The organism is Sphingomonas sp. SFZ2018-12 (assembly GCF_022496715.1).
GTDB lineage: Bacteria > Pseudomonadota > Alphaproteobacteria > Sphingomonadales > Sphingomonadaceae > Sphingomonas.
Window position 1 is genome coordinate 95,186 of the sequence record NZ_WTFM01000006.1, and the last position, 15,093, is coordinate 110,278.

Sequence of the window (15,093 nt, forward strand, 5' to 3'; positions counted from 1 at the left end):
ACGGTTGCGACATTTGGCCACGTGGACCCCGGCACAAGGCCGGGGTGACGGCGGAGCCAGGGCATTGACCTTCGTATATGGCCCCGGCCGCTAGCCCACCGTCTCCACGCGCAGCATCAGGCCATTGGCGGGGCGTAGCGTCACCGTGCCGACCGGTTCGACCGGATGGGCGGGATCGAGCGCGAAGCGATAGGCGGCGAGCCAGTGCGCCAAAATCACCAGCGCCTCGACGATGGCGAAGCGCATCCCCACACAGGTGCGCGGACCCGCGCCGAAGGGCAGATACTGGAAGCGGTGCCGGCCCTCCGCGCGCTCGGGGGCGAAGCGATCCGGATCGAAATGGTCGGGCGCCTCCCACAGCCGGCGGTGACGATGGATCAGCCAGGGCCAGACCGACACGATGTCGCCCGGCGCGACCGCATGGTCGCCCAGCCGGTCGGCCGCTACCGCCTCGCGGTCGAAGCGCGGCGCGGGGGGATAGAGCCGTAGCGCCTCGTCCAGCACGCGGCGCAGATAGGGCAGCCGGTCGGGCAAGGTCGCGGGATCGCCGACCAGCGCATCGGCGGCCTCCGCCCGCGCGCGCGCCTGCGCCACCGGGTCGCCCGCGAGCAGATAGACGCTCCAGGTCAGCGCATTGGCCGTCGTCTCATGCCCGGCGACATAGAAGGTCGCGGCATTGTCGATCGCCAGCATCGTCGCGCGCGTCGCCGGAAAGCGGGCATGGAGATCACGGATCATCTGACCCAGAAAATCGTCGCCGCCGGTAGGGCCGCGTTCGCGCACGATGCGGGTCAGCGTGTCGCGCAGAAAGACGCGTCCCTGCTGGCCAAGCCGCACCGTGCGGCGGATGCCGATCTGCGGCAGACCCAGGATCGCCGACAGGCGCACCGACCCGGCGGCTTCGAGCGCGTTCGAGATGTGGCGGCTGGCGGTCGCGGTCTTGAGGCGTGGATCGCCCGAGAACAGCGCATCGGCGATGATCGCCATCGTCGTGTCGGTCGCGGCGCGGGCGATGTCGATCGTGCCCGCGTCCGGCCAGCCGCCGGGCGCGGCGCGCGCCGCCGCAACGATCAGCGGGGTCAGTGCGGCGACCGCACCGGGAGCAAAGGTGGGCGCGACGATGCGACGCTGGGTCCGCCACAGCTCGCCGTCGGCGCTCAGCAGCCCCTCGCCGACCAGCGGCGCGATCAGCCGCTTGACCACGCGCGGCTTGGTATAATTGGCGGCATTGCCGAGCAGCACATGTTCGATCATGTCGGGGTGGCGGGGGATGTGGACGGTCATCCCCAGTACCTGGCGGCGGACATACCAGCCGTCGAAGGCGGCATGGCTCCACCCCATGATCGAATTGCGCGACCGTTCGCCGAAAAACGCCGCCCAGACGGGCGCGAGCCGATCGGTTCGCGGCGGGTGGACGGGCACGAACGCGGGCGACTCCATGGCTTTGACCCTACCGCGTCGCCCCGGCTTCAGGCGAGCGGTTTCGCGAGCACGACAAAGACGAGGTCGCGGGTGCGCGGAATGCCGAAGCTCGGGTCGTCGAGCGGAAACGCGCGCGTCTCGCCGGTCAGGCGATAGCCGCGCCGCTCGTAATAGGCGATCAGGTCGCCGCGCTGGCGGATCACCGTCATCTCCATCACCGTCGCGCCGAACGTGTCGCGCGCCAGCGCCTCCGCCGCGGCGATCAGTTGACGCCCGGTCCCAGCCGCCTGGTGCGCGGGATCGACGCTCAGCATCCCGAGATAGCCGATCGCGGGCGGCTCGAAGCGCACGCCGACACAGCCGATCAGCGCACCGTTGACCTCGGTGAGCAGCACACGCTGGTGCGGGTCGGCGATCATGTCGGCCAGCACCTGCGGATCGGTGCGCTGGCCGTCGAGCAGGTCGGCTTCGTGCGTCCAGCCGCGCCGCGCGCTGTCGCCGCGATAGGCGCCCTCGACCAGCCGATGCAGTGCGGCGACGTCGGCGGCGGTGGCGATGCGCAGGCTGGGCGTGTCGATGGGCATGGCGCACGCTATGCCCGTATCTGGTGCCGCAGCTCAAGGACCCCGCCGCGACCCTTGTCCGCAACCGGCGGCGCGGATAGGCGGGGGCGATCATGGCCCCGCCGCCGCCCTCCGCCCCCGATGCGCCGCTGGCATCCGCCGCGCGCGCGGTCGCGCGCAATCTCGGCTGGCTGCTCGCCAGCCGCGGCGTGCTGGCGGTGCTGTCGCTCGTCTATCTGGCGGTGGCGGCACGCACGCTGGGCATCGCGGACTTCGGGCGTTTCGCGCTGATCGTCGGGGCGGGCCAGACGATCGCGGTGCTGGTCGGCTTCCAGACATGGCAGGTGATCGTGCGCTATGGCGTCGACCATCTCGCCCGCGAAGACCGGCCCGCGCTCGCTCGGCTGATGCGCGCCTGTCTGGGGCTCGACATCCTGAGCGCGGGAGTGGGCGCGGCGGTGGCGATCGGCATCGTCGCGGCGTTCGGCCCGCGCATGGGCATCACGCCCGAGTTGGCCGGGGCGACGATCGCCTTCACGTTGGTGCAGCTGGTGACGATCCGTGCCACCCCGCTCGGCCTGCTGCGGCTGAAGGACCGCTTTGCACTGTCGGCGCTGGCCGACAGCGTGACGCCGGCGGTGCGCTTTGCGGGTGCGCTGGCGGCGGCAATCGCGATGCCGACGGTGACCGGCTTCCTGATCGCCTGGGCACTCGCCGAGCTGGCGACGGCCGCGGCCTATTGGCGGATCCTGGCGCGTACCGGCGACCTTGCGCTGTTCCGCCGCCCGCCGCCGACCGGACGGCTGGCGGCGGAAAATCCGGGGCTGCTGCGCTTCGTTGCCAGCACCAACCTCAACGCGACGCTGGGCCTGTCAGCCAAGCAGCTGCCGCTGCTGCTGGTCGGCGGCTATGTCGGCCCGGCCGCGGCAGGCGCGTTTCGGCTGGCGGTACAGCTGGCCAACGCGCTCGCCAAATTGTCCCAGCTGATCGCGCGCGCCGCCTTTCCCGAAGTCGTGCGGATTGCACGTGCCGCCGATCCCGCTCGGCTGTCGGCGATGCTGGGCCGCGTGTTCGCGGCATCGTCGATCGCAGCGGTCGCGATCCTCGCGATCGTCGCGCTGGCGGGGCGGCCGGTGCTCGTCCTGGTCGGCGGGCCGGAATATGCCGGCGCCTATGTGTTGCTGCTCTGGTTGGCGGCAGCGGGGTGCGTCGACCTCGCGGTCGTGGGGTTCGAGCCAGTGCTGATGGCGGTGCATCGCGCGGGACTGGCGCTGGCGGCCCGCATGGTCGCGGTGATCGTTCAGCTTGGCCTGACCTTCGCCCTGCTGCCGCGCGCGGGGGCGTTGGGGGCGAGTATCGGTGTGTTGGCCGGATCGGTGGTCGCCGCGCTGCTGCTCGGCCTGGCGCTGCGCGGCTATGCGACAGGCGCGCGGTCGGACTGATCCGCGATCAGCCGGCGGACCAGCGCCAGGTCAGCGGGCTTGTCGACATCCACCGCCGCCGCGCCCGCGCGCGCCGCGACGATTGCCGCCTCGATGCCTGCCACCCGGCCGAGATGCGCGACCGCCTCGCCCAGCGTCAGCCGCCGGATCAGGTAGCGGAGCAGCAATCCGGGCCCGAGCCGGCGGACGATGCGCCACGGGCGCTTGCGATCGGCCTCGACCTGTTGCCACAGGCGGGTCGCCGCGACCGCGCGGGGGCTGGCGAAGTGGAACAGGTTGCATCCCGACCAGTCGCCATCGGCAAAGCGCAGATAGGTGCGCGTCGTGCCGGGCACGTCGGCGTCGATCGTCTCCCGCCGCGCCAGCAGGACCGCGACATCGGCGTCGGCGGGCGCGTCGGCCAGGAAATCGGTGACCCATTCGGGACGGAGCAGGGCGTGGTCGGCGGTCGTGACCAGCAGCGGCGTGCCGATCGCATCCAATGCCTCGGCGACGCTGCGGCTCGGCCCCGGTGCCGCGCGCCGCACCTCGATGCCGATCGACCGGGCGTGATCGGCAACCGCATCGCTCGACACCGACGCGATGATGCGCGCCGCGCCCGCCGCCCCGAGCGCATCGGCGACGCGCGCCAGCATCGTGCGGCCGTCGATTTCGATCATCGCCTTGTCGGAAACACCGGCATGGACCGCCACCGGATCGGCGGTCCCGCGCGATCCGGCCAGCACCAATGCGTTGAAGCTCATCGGAACGCGGTGGTCAGCCAGACCCGCCACAGGATCCCCGGCGCGGCCAGGATCGGATGACGTTCGCGAAACGGCGTGACCGGCATGAATATGCCGGTGTGCCGCTGGATTTTCCACAGCGCATAGCGCGCGGCGCCCTCAAAGGTGAAGGCGGCCTTGATCAGCCGCGCGGCGTTGAGTGGCTTGCCGGCGCGACGGCGGTCATACCATTGCTCGACCAGGGCGCGCGCCTCGGCCTCGGGCACGCGCGGAACCAGCCGCGCGCCGTCGCGGTGATAGGGGAGGCCATCCGCTTCCCACGCGAGCGTCAGCAGCCGGTCGAAATGATCGGGGGCAAAGCCGAGGATCTGGTCCTCGCGCCCCGGCTTTTCGACGCGCAGCTCGGTCTGATAGGTCTCGCGGAACAGCGCCTGCCAGTAATCGCGGGTCGTGCCGTGGATCGGGCCGAGCACCGCGGCATAGCGCGCGGCGGTACGCGCCGCCGCCGCGACGGCTGCGGCGACCCGGTCGGCGACGCCAGTGTCAACCGACCAGATCAATGCCGACGGCTGGACGAAGCGCGCCCAGATCGTCGTGTCGAGCATCCGCCCGTCCGCCGCCTGGGCGAAAATGGCGAGCGGCATCGTCGCCACCTTGGCGCGGATCACGCGGTCGCCCAGCGTCACCTCATGGTAGCTGACATCGGGCCACAGCAGCCGCGAGCCGAGGCGCTGGAGGCCCGGCGATGCCGCCGATTCGCCGGTCAGGACATAGAAGTCGAGCACGCCGTCGATGTCGCCGGTACGCAGGACCGACCCATAGAACAGGACCGCCACGCCGTTCATGCGCCGCGCGATGACGCGCGCCGCCGCGCCGATCAGCGGATCGACCGGCGCATGCAGTCGGTCGCGCACGAAATCGGACAGGCCGGTCACGGCACCACGAACCAGATCGGCGCGCCCCGCCCGATCACGACATCGCCACCGGCATATTTCTCGCCGTCGAGGATGAAGCCGTCCTCGGTCGTCAATTCGATCCGGTCCGCATCGACGCGACGATAGCCGGCATCGTCCAGCCATTGCGCTTCCGATCCCGTCAGCAGCGCCGGAACGCCGGCAAGCAACCAGCGCGGCGGCGCGGCGACGGTCAGTAGCTTCAACCCCGAGCGAACGCGCCCGAACGGCTTGAGGCCGAGCGGCAGCGCCTGAAGCGTCGAGGCGAAGACCAGATAGAAGGGCATCCTGAGCGCGCCGCGATTGCCGGCGCACACGCGCATCATTTCGCCCCGCCGCCAGGGGTTGCGGGCGGATCCGAGCAGTGTCTGGCCGATCGCCAGGATGAGCGACAGCCCCACGGCAAGTCCGTTGAAAGCCCCCAGCCGATGGGTATGCTGGGCAAGCGACGTCGCACGGACGAACGCGCCCGCACCCAGCAGAAAACCGCGCAGCACCGGCGCATCCCGATCCGCGCGACGAACCTCCACCGGGGTGCGCGCGACGAATTGGCTGCGTTGTGCCGCAGTGATGATCGCGTCGATGCCCCAGTCGAGCGGCACGCCGAGATCGAGGGCGAGCGCGTTTGTCTTGCCCGACGGCAGCAGCGCGATGCGCGGCATCCGTTCGCCGAAAATGTCGACGGCGGCGCTCATCACGTCGCGGATCGTGCCATCGCCGCCATCGACGATCAGCAGATCGACCGACTGCGCCGCGAGTTCGGCCAGCGTGTCGGCCAGCTCGGTGCGGCTCTGCGGCGCCCGGAACAACAGGTCCGGGCGGTTGGCGAGCTCGTCGCGGATACGGTTGCGGTTACGATGGCTCTTGGGATTGCTGATCAACGCGACGCGCGGCGCGGCACCTGCTGCCGGCGACCGCGGCGGGATATCGCCGGGGCGGGGCGTCGCCCGTTCATCGACCGACCGGCGCGCGAGCGGCCCGTATCCGGCAAGCGCATCGGTGGGATGGAAACTGAACACCTCGCCCAAAAACTCTATCCTTGCAGCATCGCTGTAACATCGCGGCATTACAGCGTCACAGGTCGGAATACGCCTTCGGCCGAAGCTGGCGTCCCCCGGACTGGCTAATTTAGATTGTGACGCAAAGATTACTAGTCCCTGCGCTTTTTATGACGATCGAAGGACAATTTCCTGCGATGCAGGGCTGGATATGCGCCTTTAGAATGGCGACGCCGGATCGCCCGGCCGTCGAATCGGGCGCGTCAGATCAGCCGGGGTAACGCGTGCTGATCTGTACCGTCGTGCCATTGCCCGGGACGACGAAGCGGGCCGACTTGAACGCCGGCACGCCCATGGTCGTCGGCGGGTTGTTCGAAAAGCCGAAGCCTTCCTTGACCGAAAACAGGGTGCGGTTGAACTTACGGTCGCCATTTTCATCGTGGTAGATGGCGACGGCATAGCCCGCCGGCTTGAGCCAGAAACAGGCCTCGGTCGTGCCGGCGCGCGCGGGCACACGGGCGCGGGCGAGCTTGGCGCCCTTTGCCAGGAACCTCGATCGATCGTCGGGATAGAGCGTGAAGGCGACTTCTCCCTTCGAGCTGCGGATGTTGCGCGCCGAAAGCGTCAGCTTGGCGAGCCCGGGGCCGGGATCGCCGATGCAGCCCTGCGGTTGCGCCGCGGCCGGCGGGGTCCCCGTCGCCGCCGTTGCAATCGCGATCCCGGCCAGCGCCGCCGCCAGCCCCGCCTGTGATCTGTTCATGCCCATCCGTCGTGTTCCCTCACGCATTCTTTCGTGTGCGCGTCATGCAAGCCAGCTTGTCACCGGCTCGCCGCGCGCGCGCCGCGCCATCGCCTGCCCCAGCCGGACCAGGTGGACGATCAGCGACAACAGCGTCCACGCGGCCACCGCGATGATCCCCCAGTCGGGACGACCAATCGCCAGTCCGGCCAGCAGCAACACCATATTGGGATTGCGCCGGGCGGTGACCAGTCGGAACTGGCTGTCGAATCGTTGCCATACATGGATGTGCATGCCGAAACGCACGATGAACGCGCCCTCGATCAGCCGCTGGGCGACATATCCGACCAGCATCGCCGCCATCACCGCCCAGAAGGTTGCATCGTCGAGCGGCCGGCCATAGGCCGCGCATCCCGTCGCCCAGGCCCACCACCAGAAGGGCGGGTGGACCAGGTCCACCCCATGGTCCCACGCGTTGCCGAGCGCCGATGACGTGATCGTGCAGCGCGCGAGTTTGCCGTCGACGGTGTCGAGCACCATGAAGACGAGGCCGGTGGCCAGCCCCGTCCAGAACCAGCCGTACCAGAAGGCGATGGTGGCGACGATGCACAGCACGCTGCCGATCGCGGTCACTTGATTGGGGGTCATGCCGATCCGCGCGGCGATGCGGGTGAGCACAAACGCCCATTCGGGCCACAGATATTTGGTCAGCAGGTCGGTCACGCCCTTGTACGCCCCGACATAGCTGGCACGCTCGATCATCGGGACATTGGCCGGGGTCAGCCGTTCGGCGAAAGGGCGCTCGCGCTTGCGCAGCGCCTCGTTGAGGATGCCCTGCTCGGCGTCCGCCTCGATCCGGTGCAACCCGTCGGGCAGCGCTGCGCCGGTGCGCATCGCCTGCTCCACCGACTGCGCCATTGCGCCGGCGTCGACATGCGCGAGGACCGGCACGCCGTCGCGGGTCAGCACCGTGGCAGGGCGGGCGGCGAGGTGCGCCGACCATGCCGGGTCGAAGGCAAAGTCGAGATTGGCGAGCATCACCCGGTCGGCCGTCGCGGGATCGCCCGCCAGGCCCTGTGCCACGGCGATCCGTCGCCAGCGTTCTTGGGCGGTCATGCCCCAGATCAGGGTCGGATTGGCGCCGACCGGCACGGCGACGGGCTTCGCTGCCACGGATTGCGCTGTCGTCATCTGCGTGCCGATAGCCAAATATCCGCAAAAAGCGAGGGGGGGGGCGGGCGGTCAGCCCGTGTGCAACGCCGCCATCACCGCCTGTGCCGCGCGTCGGGGGGCCTGTCCGTCGAGCGTGCCGAGCGATTCGGCGGCGAAGCGGCGCTGCGCGTCAACATATTCCCCATGGCGCGCGCCGGCGCGGTCGATCGCGGCGATCAGCTCGGCGGGATCGTCGACCACCTCGCCCGCTGCCCACATCGCATAGCTCGCGTCGCCCCGCCATTCGGCGGCCAGCGCGTTCAGGAAGACGCAGGGGCGTGGCTGCATCAGAAACTCGACGACCTGGCTCGACGTGTCGCCGAGGTAGATGTCGGCGGCGGCGGTATAGCTGCCGTCGACCGTCGCGAAGCTGCCGAGATCGACGTGGACGTCGTCGCGCCCGCGCAGCTGGTCGGCAAGCGCGTGCAGCTCGGGCACCTTCTCGACCAGGCGCTGGTGCGGCGCGAAGATCAGGTTGTAGCGCCCGTCCGCCAGGATCGCGTCGATCGTCCGGGGGCCCCAGCGCCACCAGGACGATCGATGCTTCTGCCAGTGCGGGGTGTAGAGGATCGTCGGTCGCCGCGTGCCAAAGGTGAGGCCAGCGCCGCGGCGCTGACGAAAGCTCGCCTTGACATAACCGGTCACGCGGATGCGGGCCGGGTCGACGCCGTGCGCGGCCAGCGCGTCGCGCTCCCGCTCGGCGGCGACCAGGGTCAGCCACGGTGCGCGGCGACGGCGATCGTCGCGGTTCATCATCGACCCCGCGCCGTGGAGCTGGTTGACGAAGCGCGTGCGCATCGGAAGCAGTGTCGGCAGCCACAGGCTGGTCTGCTCGGCGCTGACCACCACGGGTCGCCGCGCGAGAAGCGGGGCGAGGCGCGCGAGAAGCGGCAGCTTCGGCGGTAGCGGCGGATTGCGGCCATCGGCGTGATCGGGGCCGAGCCGGCGAAAGCCGGGGGCACGGCGAATCCGCACGCCGGGCGCGTCGAGCGCGGCCAGCCATTCGCCCAGCAGCGCCTCGTGTACCGAGGTCGCGACCCATAGCTCGATCGGCTGGCCCGGTGCCTGCGCGATCACCGCCTCGACGATCGGCCACAGATGCGGGATCAGCAGCGTTTCGCCCAGGAACAGGAACGCGATCGGGCGGCGCGTCCGTGCGTCAGGTGCAGCCATGGCCTGCATCCCAGCGCGCAATATCCTCAGGCCGGTCGATTTCCTGCCAGCATCCCGCTGCCCGCTCGATCGCGCCGACCCGGTCGTCGCGCGCCAGCCGGTCGACGATTGCGTGGTGAAAGGCCCCGGTGCCGCCGGGCGCGCAAATCACTGAATCAAGCGCATCGGCATAATGCCGGCCGGGTGCGGGAGCGATAAGGACGCCCAGCGAGCGGTGCGTCGCGGCCTGCGGCGCCAGCGTCTTGGCCACCGCGCGCACCCGCCCGCCGGCCGCAGTGACGAGCATGTCGTCCAGCTCGGGCGCGGCGATCGGTTCGACGAGCAGGTCGATGCCCGCCGCGCGGGCAATCGCGTCGGCGATGACGTCGGCATCGAACACCGTGTCACCGTTCATCAGGCAGAACGGGCGGTCGACCAGGTCGCGCGCGGCCCAGACGCTGCCGATGCTGCTCGCCACCGCCCAGAACGGATTGTGGCGCAGCTCGACCGCCAGCGGCGGCGGCGATGCGGCAAGATGCGCGGCCAGTTGCTCGTGGCGATAACCGCCGATGACGACCGCCTCGCGCACCCCGGCCTGCGCCAGCGCGGCAAGCTGGAGGTCGATGATCGCGCGCCCGCCCAGTTCGACCAGGCATTTGGGCACGCGTTCGGTCAGCGGCAGCAGTCGCGAGCCGCTGCCCGCGCTCAACAGGATGCCGCGCATCACCGCGCCTGCCAGTCGAGCTGCGGCCAGCCCCGCGCGGTCGCCAGCGCGGCGAGGGGCGGGTGCGCGTTGACCGCATAGGCCTCGTCCGCCCAGGCCAGCGTCGGCGCATCGGAAACATGGTCGGAATAAAAGCGGATATGCGCCGCGTCGCGCGCGATGCCTTCACCGGCCAGCCACGCCTCGACCATCGCGAGCTTTGCCTCGCCATAACAATTGGCACCGCGGATTTTCGGCAGGATCGCGCCGCTTGCATCCACCACGGCTTCGGTGCCGATGACGTCGACGATACCGAGCCGGCGCGCCAGCGCCTCGACATAGAAGCGATAGGACGCCGTCGCGATCACGATCCGATAGCCGGCGCGACGATCCGCCTCGATGCGCTGGACGGCGCGCGGGTGGATGCGGCCCGGCACCATCCAGCCGGCGAAGTCGCGCGCGATATCGTCAATCGTGGCGGGTGCCAGCCGGGTGCCCAGCATCAGCCGGTGCATCCGTTCCTTAAGCCGGCCGCGCGACATCAGGCGGAGCAGATACCCCGCCGCCAGCACCATGCCCAACGGCATCAGCGCCAGTCGCCACGGCGCCCGCGCCCGCGCGGTGTGGATCAGGAACGGAGTCCAGGTCGGTATCCGCGTGATCGTGCGGTCCAGATCATAGATGGCAAGCCGGTGCATCGCGCGCCCTTACGCGCGACGCTGCCGGTGATCCAGTGCGATCAGCCCTTCAGGTCTTCGAGGAAATAGCCCCAGTTGTCCGCATTGGTCAGCGCGCGGACGTCGTTGTTGGTTGCGAGTTGGGTGCATTTGGTTTCGCCATAGCAGCGCGGCTTGTCCGCCGGCGGATTCCAGCGTTCGTCGCGCGTGCCGAGCAGCAAATGGCTCAGTTCGTGCGCGATCGTCTGAAACGCGCTGTCGCGGTCGGTCAGCGTCTTGTGCAGCGCGACCCCGATATTCCATCGCCCGTCGAGCTCAAGCGTCAGCTGGGGCTGCGTCGCCGGGTCGAAATTGATGATCGGTGCAAAGCCGCCTGCGCCGTTGTTGTGATAGGCCGCACCGAAAGTATCGATGTCGCGCTCGTCGAGCGGTGAACAGGTGATCGTGACCGTGCACAGGTTCATGCACGACCGGAACTTGCGAAGGACCCGCGGCATCGCGGTACGAAACGCCGCCGCGCAGGCGGTGCCGAACCACCGATCGATGTGCTGCTGCAGGTTCTTCTGCTTGTCCAGCGTCTCCATCAACTCGCCCCAGACCTGCGTCACCGTCGTCTGGTCGCTTGGCGCAAGGCCACCGAACACGATCGTCATGATTTCCATCCCCCCGGCTGGCGACTCGGATGAGCCGCTGGCCGGTAGCGTAGGTGGGTGCCGGGACCGGGGTCAACGCGACCGCACGATCACCGCGCGCGGCCGGCCCGGATCCGCTCGACGCGGCGCTCCGGCGTTCAACCGGATGTGTCGAGCGGCGCGGTTGCGAGGCCGTAACCTCGCGCAATGATGCGCTGGCGCAGATGCGTTGCATCGAGCGCGGCCGCAATGACCCGTGCGGCGGCCTCGGCATCGCAGCGGTGCCCGCAGACGAAGATGTCCACCGCCGCATGGCCATGCTCCGGCCAGCTGTGGATCGAGATGTGCGATTCAGCAAGCAGCGCGACGCCGGTGACGCCGTGCCCGGGCCCGAAATGATGCAGCCGCAGGTCGACCAATGTCGCGCCGGCGGCCGCCGTGGCGTCGCGCAGCGCCGTCTCGATCCGCGCCGCGTCGTCGAGCCCGCTGCAGCCATCAAGGTCGAGCAGCACGTGGCGACCGTCATAGGGCGGGGGCGCGACAACGCTCATGCCAGCGCCACGTGCGGATGGCCCAGCTGCGCCATCACCTGCTCGGCGGCACGGGTGCCGTGATAATGCGCCTCCTCGAACAGCGATGCGCCGCTCAGGTCGGCATGGGCGAGGTAGAGCGGCGGATCGACGCGGAAGCCCGGCGCCGTCGTCCAGATATAGCCCGGCACCGGCCGTACCATCGCATGGCCCCAGCGCCACAGCTCGATCGCGCGGATGTCGGGCGCCAGCTCCGGGTGCATCGCCAGCAGGTCGTCGCGGACGATGCGCTTCCAGTCGTCGGCGGGCCGTTCGATCAGCAGCCGGCGGGCATTGGCGGGCGACTGGGTCGACAGCGGCAGGTACCAGGTGAGCACGCTGGGCCCGCCCGCCGAGCGCGATTGATGCGTCGCGACGACATAGCCGAGCGAGTCGCTGGTGGTCGACACATTGTCCCAGGCGATCGGCACACCCTCCCCGCCGGGCAGCCGGTCGACGGTCACATTGGCGACCAGCCACGGCGCGTAGCTCGCCTGCCGGACGTCGCCGATTTCGGGGCAAAGCCGCGCGGCGACGAACATCGGCACGGCAAGGATGACCGTCGCCGCCTCGACGCGCGTCGTGATGTCGGTCGCCGGGTCGTAGACATCGACGCTGACTCCGCGGCCCGTGCGCTCGACGCGGTGCGCGACCACGCCGGCGGTGATGCGGTCGCCGATCGGCTGGGCCAGCGCCCGGACCAGGCGATGGTTCCCCTCGGGCCAGGTCAGCACATTGTCGCCGGCGTCGTCGGCGGCAAAGGCGCGGCGGCCGGCGAAATAGTGAATGCCGGCCCAGGCGGAGACGTGATCGGGCTCGGTCCCGTAATCGTCGCGCATCGCATAGCGGACATGCGCGCGCAGTACCTGCGACGCAAAGCCCTGCGCCGCCAGCCAGTCGGTGAAGGTCAGGCGGTCGAGCGCGCGCAGGTCGGGATCGGCCGAGCTGTAGGCGATCGGCACCGCAAAGGCAGGGCGGCCGTCGCGTCCCGTCATCGCGGAATAGTCAGTCATCCGCGCCGCAAAGCGCGCCAGATCGTCCCTGTCCCGATCGCCGAGCCCGATGCGCGGCACCAGCCCTTCCTGCCAGCGGCCACGCCAGAACAACCGCTCCTGAAGGTCGGCACACAGGTGGGCGGGATCATAGACGGGCAGGCCGTCACGCTCGCCCGTGATGATCCCCGAACGCGTCAGGAAATGGCGCAATGCCACCGCCTCGCGATTGGCGAGCGGCAAATAATGCGCGCCGAGCGGGTAGGCGGTGACGGCGTTGCGCCCGGAACGCGCGTTGCCGCCGACCGCGTCCTCCAGCTCGAACAGCCGGAAGTCGTCACAGCCCGCCTCCGCGAGCGTCCAGCCCGCCGTCAGGCCGGCGACGCCGCCGCCGATGATCGCGACGCCGATCCGTTCGGTGCGGCTGGGCTTCGGGAAATTGCCCCGGCGCAACAAATGACCGCGGCCGAGATCGGCACCACGCAACGCGCCGGGCGGCGGGGGCGGGGGCATCAGCGCGGCGGTGGCACCGGCACTGGCGATCGCCGCGCCACCCAGCCCCAGCACCACGCGCCGATCAACCTTCATAACGGCTCCACGCGCGATCGAACTCGCGCACCAGCACCTGGTTGTCGAGCCGGTTCACCAGCGTCGGCCGCCGCGCCATGTCGGGCGGAAAATCGAACAGCAGCCGCTCGGTCGCGGGGGTCAGGAAGCGGCCGGCGGGAAACTGCGCGCGCCCGGGAATGGGGCGGCCGGCGGCGAGGATAAAGCCCCATTCGCCGAAACTCGGCACATAGGCATGATAGCCACGCGTCGCGAAACCGGCGGCTTCCAGCGTGGTCGCGACGGTCCAATAGGCTGCGGGGGCGATCAGCGGCGACGTGCTCTGTACGACCATCATTCCGCCGGGCGCGAGCAGGCGACGCAGCTCGGCATAGAAGCTCTGGGTGTAAAGCTTGCCGATCGAATAATCGACCGGGTCAGGCAGGTCGACGATGATCGCGTCATAGCGCCCGCGCGCGCTGCGTGCCCACAGGAACGCGTCGGTGTTGACGATGGTCAGCCGCGGGTCGGACAGCGATCCCCGATTGAGGCGCGCGAGCGCGGCGGTGTTGCGGAACAGGCCGGTGACCGCCCCGTCCAGATCGACCAGCGTCACGCGCTCGACGCTGGGATGGCGGAACACTTCGCGCGCAGCCAGCCCGTCGCCGCCGCCCAGGATCAGCACCTCGCGCGGATGAGCGACCCGGCCGAGCGCGGGATGCACGAGGGCTTCGTGATAGCGATATTCGTCGCGCGCGGCGAATTGCAGGTTGCCGTTGAGGTAGAGGCGCAGATCGTCGTCCGACTGGGTCAGCACGATGCGCTGATAGCGGCTCGACCTGGCATAGATCACCGGTTCGCCATAGCCGGCGACTTCGCCGATGCGCTGCAGCCGCTCGGCCGCGACGAAGCCGGCGGCGAGGGCGACCAGGATCGCGACCGCCGTCACCTTCTCCATCGTCATCCGCGCCGCGCGCGGCAGCCATAGCAGGAGCGCGAGCGCCACCGCCGCATTGGCGAAGCCGAACAGGAAGCCGGTGCGGATCATCCCCAGCTGCGGCATCAGCACCAGCGGGAACAGGATCGATGCCGCGAGCGCGCCGACATAGTCGAAGGTCAGCACGCTCGACACCGTCTCGCGAAAGTCGAAGTCGCGCAGGATGCGGATCAGCAGCGGGATCTCAAGCCCCACCAGAAAGCCGATCGCCAGCACGATGCCATAGAGCACGATGCGGAAATGATCGGTCAGCGGGAACAGCATGAACAGCGCCGCCGCCGAACAGCCGCCGATCATCGCGATCAACAGCTCGACCCGCACGAACAGCCGCAACTCGCCGCGCGTGACATAGCGCGAGCACCAGCTGCCGATGCCCATCGCGAACAGATAGCTGCCGATGACGGTCGAAAACTGGGTGACGCTGTCCCCCAGCAGGTAGCTGGCGATGGTGCTGGCCAGCAGTTCGTAGATCAGCCCGCAGGTCGCGACCACGAACGCCGACACGAGCAGCGCACCGGCGGGCGCGCTGACATGCCGGACCGCCGTGGCCGGATCGGCGTCAGCCATGAATGGCGGCGGCGATGATGATCGACAGGCCGATCGCAACCGCGCCGGCAAAGATCGCCACGGCGCTGTTCTGCTTCTTCTCGATCTCGTCCCACAATTTGCCGGGCGTCAGCACGTCGAGGATGACGAAGCCGACCACGAAGACGACGATGCCGATCACTGCATAGAGCACGGTGTTGAGCACCACCGGGAGTGTCGTGACCATGT

At 69.6% G+C, this 15,093-nt stretch carries 16 protein-coding genes; 1 reads left to right on the top strand and 15 read right to left on the bottom strand.

Annotation, left to right across the window (positions count from 1 at the left end):
• Nucleotides 1-90 precede the first annotated feature (90 nt).
• Both GO308_RS16605 and GO308_RS16610 read right to left on the bottom strand, forming a co-directional pair.
• Nucleotides 91-1,440, bottom strand: coding sequence for a cytochrome P450 (locus GO308_RS16605; protein WP_240886232.1), 1,350 nt, complete (start codon nucleotides 1,438-1,440; stop codon nucleotides 91-93).
• Between the two features lie 29 nt (nucleotides 1,441-1,469).
• Entirely contained in the window at nucleotides 1,470-2,006 is a 537-nt protein-coding gene (locus GO308_RS16610; RefSeq protein WP_240886233.1) for a GNAT family N-acetyltransferase, read from the bottom strand.
• Between the two features lie 92 nt (nucleotides 2,007-2,098).
• Here GO308_RS16610 and GO308_RS16615 point away from each other — a divergent pair, with 92 nt between their 5' ends.
• A complete protein-coding gene (locus GO308_RS16615; RefSeq protein ID WP_240886234.1) occupies nucleotides 2,099-3,427 on the top strand; it encodes a lipopolysaccharide biosynthesis protein in 1,329 nt (442 codons plus the stop codon).
• On the opposite strand, the gene GO308_RS16620 is transcribed toward GO308_RS16615, so the two are convergent.
• The 13 genes from GO308_RS16620 to GO308_RS16680 all read right to left on the bottom strand — a co-directional run bounded on the left by GO308_RS16620 (nucleotide 3,400) and on the right by GO308_RS16680 (nucleotide 15,091).
• Nucleotides 3,400-4,170, bottom strand: a complete 771-nt coding sequence (locus GO308_RS16620) for an NTP transferase domain-containing protein (protein WP_240886235.1) — start codon at nucleotides 4,168-4,170, stop codon at nucleotides 3,400-3,402. The two genes, GO308_RS16615 and GO308_RS16620, sit on opposite strands and share 28 nt — an antisense overlap.
• Nucleotides 4,167-5,084, bottom strand: a complete 918-nt coding sequence (locus tag GO308_RS16625) for a hypothetical protein (RefSeq protein ID WP_066481523.1) — start codon at nucleotides 5,082-5,084, stop codon at nucleotides 4,167-4,169. Before GO308_RS16625 ends, GO308_RS16620 begins: the two co-directional genes overlap by 4 nt.
• Nucleotides 5,081-6,121: a diacylglycerol kinase family protein gene (locus tag GO308_RS16630; protein WP_240886252.1), complete on the bottom strand. Its 1,041-nt coding sequence runs from the start codon at nucleotides 6,119-6,121 to the stop codon at nucleotides 5,081-5,083. The genes GO308_RS16625 and GO308_RS16630 overlap by 4 nt, the downstream gene beginning before the upstream one ends.
• Nucleotides 6,122-6,368: 247 nt before the next feature.
• Entirely contained in the window at nucleotides 6,369-6,860 is a 492-nt protein-coding gene (locus GO308_RS16635) for a DUF2141 domain-containing protein (protein ID WP_240886236.1), read from the bottom strand.
• 42 nt (nucleotides 6,861-6,902) lie between these two features.
• The gene (locus tag GO308_RS16640; protein WP_240886237.1) at nucleotides 6,903-8,030 is read right to left on the bottom strand and encodes a CDP-alcohol phosphatidyltransferase family protein; all 1,128 of its coding nucleotides are present in this window, start codon (nucleotides 8,028-8,030) and stop codon (nucleotides 6,903-6,905) included.
• Between the two features lie 51 nt (nucleotides 8,031-8,081).
• A complete protein-coding gene (locus GO308_RS16645) occupies nucleotides 8,082-9,224 on the bottom strand; it encodes a hypothetical protein (RefSeq protein ID WP_240886238.1) in 1,143 nt (380 codons plus the stop codon).
• Nucleotides 9,211-9,927 carry a sugar phosphate nucleotidyltransferase gene (locus GO308_RS16650; RefSeq protein WP_240886239.1) on the bottom strand — a complete coding sequence of 239 codons (717 nt, stop codon included), beginning with the start codon at nucleotides 9,925-9,927 and terminating at the stop codon, nucleotides 9,211-9,213. The genes GO308_RS16645 and GO308_RS16650 overlap by 14 nt, the downstream gene beginning before the upstream one ends.
• Nucleotides 9,927-10,604: an HAD-IB family hydrolase gene (locus tag GO308_RS16655; protein WP_240886240.1), complete on the bottom strand. Its 678-nt coding sequence runs from the start codon at nucleotides 10,602-10,604 to the stop codon at nucleotides 9,927-9,929. The genes GO308_RS16650 and GO308_RS16655 overlap by 1 nt, the downstream gene beginning before the upstream one ends.
• Before the next feature lie 41 nt (nucleotides 10,605-10,645).
• Entirely contained in the window at nucleotides 10,646-11,236 is a 591-nt protein-coding gene (locus GO308_RS16660) for a M35 family metallo-endopeptidase (protein WP_197417214.1), read from the bottom strand.
• A gap of 137 nt (nucleotides 11,237-11,373) precedes the next feature.
• On the bottom strand, nucleotides 11,374-11,766 hold the full coding sequence (gene speD, locus GO308_RS16665) for an adenosylmethionine decarboxylase (protein WP_240886241.1): 393 nt from the start codon (nucleotides 11,764-11,766) through the stop codon (nucleotides 11,374-11,376).
• Nucleotides 11,763-13,364: an FAD-dependent oxidoreductase gene (locus GO308_RS16670; protein WP_240886242.1), complete on the bottom strand. Its 1,602-nt coding sequence runs from the start codon at nucleotides 13,362-13,364 to the stop codon at nucleotides 11,763-11,765. The genes speD and GO308_RS16670 overlap by 4 nt, the downstream gene beginning before the upstream one ends.
• Nucleotides 13,354-14,886, bottom strand: coding sequence for a polyamine aminopropyltransferase (locus GO308_RS16675; protein WP_240886243.1), 1,533 nt, complete (start codon nucleotides 14,884-14,886; stop codon nucleotides 13,354-13,356). Before GO308_RS16675 ends, GO308_RS16670 begins: the two co-directional genes overlap by 11 nt.
• A complete protein-coding gene (locus GO308_RS16680; protein WP_066481555.1) occupies nucleotides 14,879-15,091 on the bottom strand; it encodes a DUF350 domain-containing protein in 213 nt (70 codons plus the stop codon). The genes GO308_RS16675 and GO308_RS16680 overlap by 8 nt, the downstream gene beginning before the upstream one ends.
• Nucleotides 15,092-15,093: the final 2 nt, after the last annotated feature.

Coding starts and splice junctions, on each gene's coding strand:
- GO308_RS16605 (WP_240886232.1), bottom strand. CDS start 1,440: ATGGAGTCGCCCGCGTTCGTGCCCGTCCACCCGCCGCGAACCGATCGG.
- GO308_RS16610 (WP_240886233.1), bottom strand. CDS start 2,006: ATGCCCATCGACACGCCCAGCCTGCGCATCGCCACCGCCGCCGACGTC.
- GO308_RS16615 (WP_240886234.1), top strand. CDS start 2,099: ATGGCCCCGCCGCCGCCCTCCGCCCCCGATGCGCCGCTGGCATCCGCC.
- GO308_RS16620 (WP_240886235.1), bottom strand. CDS start 4,170: ATGAGCTTCAACGCATTGGTGCTGGCCGGATCGCGCGGGACCGCCGAT.
- GO308_RS16635 (WP_240886236.1), bottom strand. CDS start 6,860: ATGAACAGATCACAGGCGGGGCTGGCGGCGGCGCTGGCCGGGATCGCG.
- GO308_RS16640 (WP_240886237.1), bottom strand. CDS start 8,030: ATGACGACAGCGCAATCCGTGGCAGCGAAGCCCGTCGCCGTGCCGGTC.
- GO308_RS16645 (WP_240886238.1), bottom strand. CDS start 9,224: ATGGCTGCACCTGACGCACGGACGCGCCGCCCGATCGCGTTCCTGTTC.
- GO308_RS16650 (WP_240886239.1), bottom strand. CDS start 9,927: ATGCGCGGCATCCTGTTGAGCGCGGGCAGCGGCTCGCGACTGCTGCCG.
- GO308_RS16655 (WP_240886240.1), bottom strand. CDS start 10,604: ATGCACCGGCTTGCCATCTATGATCTGGACCGCACGATCACGCGGATA.
- GO308_RS16660 (WP_197417214.1), bottom strand. CDS start 11,236: ATGACGATCGTGTTCGGTGGCCTTGCGCCAAGCGACCAGACGACGGTG.
- speD (WP_240886241.1), bottom strand. CDS start 11,766: ATGAGCGTTGTCGCGCCCCCGCCCTATGACGGTCGCCACGTGCTGCTC.
- GO308_RS16670 (WP_240886242.1), bottom strand. CDS start 13,364: ATGAAGGTTGATCGGCGCGTGGTGCTGGGGCTGGGTGGCGCGGCGATC.
- GO308_RS16675 (WP_240886243.1), bottom strand. CDS start 14,886: ATGGCTGACGCCGATCCGGCCACGGCGGTCCGGCATGTCAGCGCGCCC.
- GO308_RS16680 (WP_066481555.1), bottom strand. CDS start 15,091: ATGGTCACGACACTCCCGGTGGTGCTCAACACCGTGCTCTATGCAGTG.